This is a genomic window from Paenibacillus sp. 01T422 (assembly GCF_056398785.1).
This window is the reverse complement of the sequence record NZ_JBFTQB010000387.1, coordinates 1-5,591: the sequence shown is the minus strand read 5'-3', so window position 1 is coordinate 5,591 and position 5,591 is coordinate 1. Positions and strand designations below refer to the sequence as shown.

General features: G+C 50.7%; 4 protein-coding genes. All 4 read right to left on the bottom strand.

The genetic code is table 11. The features are described from left to right. A partial coding sequence (locus AC1DUA_RS20935; RefSeq protein WP_477501613.1) for a glutamate-5-semialdehyde dehydrogenase occupies nt 1–1,180 on the bottom strand: 1,180 nt, incomplete at its 3' end. Next, nucleotides 1,173–2,909, bottom strand: a complete 1,737-nt coding sequence (locus tag AC1DUA_RS20930) for a proline--tRNA ligase (RefSeq protein ID WP_477501612.1) — start codon at nt 2,907–2,909, stop codon at nt 1,173–1,175. The genes AC1DUA_RS20935 and AC1DUA_RS20930, both read right to left, overlap by 8 nt. 30 nt (nt 2,910–2,939) lie before the next feature. Beyond that, nucleotides 2,940–4,040 (bottom strand): glutamate 5-kinase, encoded by a 1,101-nt coding sequence (gene proB / locus AC1DUA_RS20925; protein WP_477501611.1) that lies wholly within the window; start codon nt 4,038–4,040, stop codon nt 2,940–2,942. A gap of 389 nt (nt 4,041–4,429) precedes the next feature. After that, nucleotides 4,430–5,591, bottom strand: a 1,162-nt coding sequence (locus AC1DUA_RS20920; protein WP_477501610.1) for an aminotransferase class I/II-fold pyridoxal phosphate-dependent enzyme, incomplete at its 5' end; no start/stop codon positions are given.

Below are 5,591 nucleotides of genomic sequence, written 5' to 3'. Positions count from 1 at the left end.
GTCCGCGAGCGTGCAGTTTTTGAGTAGAAATGCCGATCTCCGCACCGAATCCGAATTCAAAGCCATCTGTGAAACGCGTCGACGCATTGTGGTAAACCGCTGCCGCATCGACTTCTTGCAGGAATCTCTCCGCATTAGAGGCATCTTCCGTCACAATACATTCGGAATGCATCGTCCCGAATTGGCGAATGTGGTCAAGCGCTTCATCCAAATCTTTGACCACTTTGATATTAAGAATGTAATCTCCGTATTCCGTCGCCCATTCCGGTTCAGCAGCATTCTGCATGCTAGGAATTAATGCTTTGGCATGCTGATCTCCTCTAAGCTCGACATTTGCACCCGTGAAGGCTTCAGCAATCGTGTTCAAATGTTTGGATGCCACAGAGTCATGGACAAGCAAAGTTTCCATCGAATTGCAGACGGAAGGACGTTGAGCCTTGGCGTTAAGCCCAATAGAGATGGCCATTTCAAGCTGTGCACTTTCGTCTATAAAAGTATGACACACACCTGCGCCTGTTTCAATGACAGGGACGGAGGCGTTGTTGACAACATTTTGAATAAGTGAGTGTCCGCCTCTTGGGATAAGAACGTCGATGAGGCCATTCAGTTTCAGCATTTCATCCACAGAACTGCGGTCAGCACTCAGGATCAATTGAAGAGCATCAGCTGGGATGGCAGACCGATTTAGCGCGCCATGCAGAACCTCGACGATTTTCTCATTGGAAAATAGAGCGGAAGAGCCGCCACGCAGCACGACGGCGTTGCCTGTTTTGAGGCACAATCCTGCGGCATCTACCGTAACATTGGGTCTAGCTTCATAAATGATGCCGATCACGCCAAGTGGAACGCGAATTTTGCGAATGCGAAGACCATTCGGACGTTCAAAATCTTCGAGCGTATCCCCGATTGGATCGGGCAATTCAGCAATTTGACGCAATCCCTCGGCGATGGCTGCAATTCGCGTTTCGTTAAGGGCAAGACGGTCTAGCAGGGAAGCACTAGTGCCTAATTGTTTGCCACGCGCCAGATCTTTGGCATTAGCTTCAATAATGGCTTGTTGTTCAGTAACAAGGGCATCTGCCATAAGCAGCAGCGCTGTGTTTTTCTGTTCCGTTGTGAGATTACCCATTGTTTGGGCAGCTTGTTTTGCTAATTTGGACTTCTGAACGACTTCACTCATGGGAAGATCGACCTCCTGTTTGGAAAAAAGTTTGGCAATGAGCAGCTATTTGCTCCGTTGTAAGTTCATATTGATCTCCGCTGCGGCGTTCTTTGCATTCTACGATATGCTCTGCCGCTTTCTTCCCTACGGTAATTCGAAGCGGGAAGCCAAGCAGGTCGGCATCGTTGAATTTGACACCAGGACGTTCTTCACGATCATCCCAGAGGACGGAATATCCGGCTTCAGTCAATGAATTGTATATCTCTGTGGATAACTTCATCTGAATCTCATCCTGTATATGAACCGTAAGCAGATGAACGGCGAATGGAGCGACAGATGCCGGCCAGATGATGCCGCGCTCATCATAGTTCTGCTCGATAATGGCGGCTAGCACACGAGAAACACCAATTCCATAGCAGCCCATAATGATGGGCTCGGAAGCGCCATTCTCGTCGCTGAACGACGCGCCTAATGACCGGCTGTATTTGGTTCCTAGCTTGAAAACATGACCAACCTCGATTCCTTTGGCAAAAGAGAGTTCATGTCCACAGGTTATGCAGCGCTCGCCCTCGGTAACATTGCGCAGATCATAGTAAGTCAAATCGGCGAGATCGCGTTCTACTTGAACATGCATGAGGTGAAAATCAGCTTCATTGGCCCCGATGACTGCGTCCTGCATGCCTATGATCGATGAGTCCGCGATGATCTTGATATGTTGAAGTCCAAGGGGTCCAATGAATCCAGCGATGGAGCCTATTTTGTGGATGTCGGCTTCGGAAAGCATCGTGAATTCTGAACCGCCTAAGACATTTTTCAATTTAATTTCGTTGACTTCACAGTCACCACGAAGAAGGACGATAACAGGTACGCCATTCGCTTCAATCGCGATAGATTTAATAATTTGCTGAGCTGAGATTTGTAGGAACTCACTTAGCTGTTTAATGCTGGTCACCTGTGGTGTATGCACTTTTTGGGGCTTGGCGTTTAAGTCTGACTGCTTGCTTGCATCAATTGCAGATGCTGTTGGCAATTGACCAACCGCTTTCTCCAAATTGGCAGCATAATGACAGGAAGGGCAGTGAACAATGGTGTCTTCCCCAATGTCGGCGAGCGCCATGAACTCATGTGTATCCGTACCGCCGATGGCCCCGGAATCAGCTTCAACCGCCCGAAAATTTAAACCGCAACGTGTGAAAATACGATGATAAGCGTTGTACATGCTCTCGTAGCTTTCGTCGAGACCGCTCTGTGAACGATCGAAGGAATACGCATCCTTCATCAGAAACTCACGCCCACGCAGCAGACCGAATCTTGGTCTTCGTTCATCCCGGTACTTCGTTTGTATTTGATAAAGTGTAACAGGCAGTTTTTTRTAGGATTGAATTTCGTCCTTCACAATCGTAGTAATCACTTCCTCATGAGTCGCTCCTAGAGCAAACTCACGACCATGCCTGTCCTCGAGTCGCATTAATTCGGGTCCATAAACATCCCAACGGCCGGATGCTTTCCATAGTTCGGATGGGTGAAGCGCTGGCATGAGCATTTCTTGTGAACCAGCAGCGTCCATCTCTTCTCGAACGATGGTTTGAATATGTTGAAGGGCTTTGAGCCCCAGAGGTAAATAGGAGTAGATACCGCTAGATAGCTGAYGGATCAATCCTGCGCGCAGCATCAGCTTGTGGCTTGCAGCTTCAGCATCACCCGGGACGTCTCTTAAAGTTGGGATCAGCATGCGTTGTTGTCTCATCGCTCATGTGCCTCACTTTCATCTCTCATATTAAGCAAGGGGAACCCATTCATCCCGGTGAATGACTTCAATTCTTGCTACTTCGACGCGCTTCTGCACTTCTTCGGTTGATAATCCCGCAGCTGCTTGTATTTGCCAAGCAGCGTAATTGACTACGCCGCGTCCGAGCAGCATGCCTTCGTTGCTGAGCACTTCGACCACGTCACCGGGGTGGAAGTCCCCGGTAGCGCCAATGATCCCGGCGGGGAGCAGGCTCTTGCCGCCGCTCATCAGAGCCAACCTCGCGCCTGGATCGACGAGGATTTGTCCTTGGGGCAGCGAGTGGAAGCCTACCCACTGCTTCTTCACCGGCAGATTATTCAGCGCCGTGTCGAAGTACGTGCCCTTGCCGCTGCCGCCAACGGCAATCGGCAAATCGCCGGGCTCCAGCACGCGCCCGATGAAGACCGGCACGCCCCCGCGCATCGCGATGCGGGCGGCTTCAAGCTTGGAGCGCATGCCGCCGGTGCCGACAGCGCTCCCTGAACCACCAGCGAAGCTGAATAGCTCATCGCTGATAGCAGCTACGCGATCGATACGCTGTGCGTTCGCGTTCTTACGCGGATCGTCCGTGTACAGGCCGTCCATATCGGTAATGATGATCAATTTGCTGGCCTTCACCAAATTGCCCACCAAGGCTGACAAGGTATCGTTGTCGCCGAATTTCAGTTCATCCACCGAGACGGTGTCATTCTCGTTGATAATTGGGACGACACCGCGCTGCAGCAGCTCGTCGATCGTCATCAGCGCGTTCTGGACGCGCTTGCGGTTGGAGAAGTCGTACCGAGTCAGCAAAATTTGTGCCACGCTTACGCCGTGGGACGCAAAGGCTTCATGGTACGCCTGCATGAGCAGCGCTTGCCCGACAGCGGCAGCGGCTTGCTTCTCGTGCAGCACCTTGGGCCGCGTGCGGTACCCAAGGGAGGTGAAGCCTGCGGCAACGGCGCCGGATGTCACGAGCAGGACTTGGTTGCCGTCCTTCTGCAATTGAGCTAGTTCCGATGCGAAAAACCGGATTTTATCGGGATTTAACCCACCCGTATCTGAAGTTAAAGAAGAACTGCCGATTTTCACGACGATGCGCTGTGTCATTACGATCCCATCCTTTGTTTGTGCAAATATGTACATGTAGATACAAAAAAAGACTCCCGTCCTCATAACATAAGGACGAAAGTCTGTAGCTTCCGCGGTACCACCTTAGATTGGCGCACGCCAAAAGGCTGCACCCAACTCTAGATTCCCTGGATAACAGCAGGGGCTGTTCAACTCATCGTTGACGGTTCAGGGGCGGGTTCGGAATCGGTTCACGGCAAGCTCTCTCAGTCGCTGGAGCTCACTCTCTGGTTACGTGCTGCACGTTCCTACTATTCCCATCATAACATTGCGATATAGAAGTTTTGGAAGACTTCCTTTTTTGGTTCTATATAGAATAGCACGGGGTACGAGCGTTTGTAAAGAAACATATGCCTCTATTTTTCTGATTAGCCGAATAGATTCAGCTTCCCGATGCGCTGCACAGCTTCTGCTAATCTTTCTTCCGAAGATAAGAGACCAAGACGGACATAACCCTCGCCATGTGTACCAAAGCCAATGCCTGGCGCGACGACAACTTTTGCTTCCTGAAGAAGCAGATCAGCAAGGCTTTGCGATGTGTGTCCCTTCGGTACAGGGAGCCAAGAGAAGAAGGACCCCTGGGAAGGACGGGCATTCCAGCCAATGTCCGCAAGAGCGGAGTACAAGGCATTACGGCGACTCTCATATACATCTCGAAGCTCGCTTACGCAATCTTGAGAAGCAGTAAGCGCCGTTGCTGCCGCTGCTTGAATACCGCCGAACAAGGAGCAGTAGTAATGATCCTGCATTAAGTTGATGAGGCGGATAACTTCGCGGTTACCAAGCGCAAAACCTACGCGCCAGCCTGCCATGTTATATGTTTTGGAGAGTGTGTAGAACTCGATGCCAACCTCTTTGGCGCCAGGCGTTTGTAGGAAGCTGATCGGCTTCTCCCCATCGAATCCGATTGCGCCGTAAGCGAAATCACTCGCTACGACCACGCCGCTCTTCTGCGCGAATTGAACGGTTTCTTCATAGAAGGAAGCGGGTGCCGTGGCGCCAGTCGGATTGTTCGGATAGTTAATGAACATAAGCTTCGCACGATCAAGGTCAGATTGCTTCAATGCGGAATAATCCGGAAGAAAGTTATTTTCTTCTCGCAAAGGCATGAAAGCCATCTCCGCACCGGCTAATGCGACGCCTGACCAATAGTCCGGATACCCCGGGTCTGGTACAAGGCAAACATCACCAGGGTTCAGCAAGCACTGAGCGATCTCGATGAGTCCTGTTTTGCCGCCAAAAAGAATAGCAACTTCCGTGTCCGGATCAAGATCAACCTGGTGATCTTCCTTGTAACGCTGCGCAATCGCTTGTTTCAGAAACGGAAAACCACTGAATGGCGGGTATTTATGGTACAAAGGATTAGCGGCTGCTTCTTGCATCGAAGCTACGATATGAGGTGGCGTTGGGCGATCCGGGTTGCCTTGTCCCAGATTGATTACATCATGTCCTAACGCAATTTGTTCATTTGCTTTACCTACGAGGGTAGCAAAAAATTGGGTAGGCAAACCTTTCATTCGTTCAGCAGGC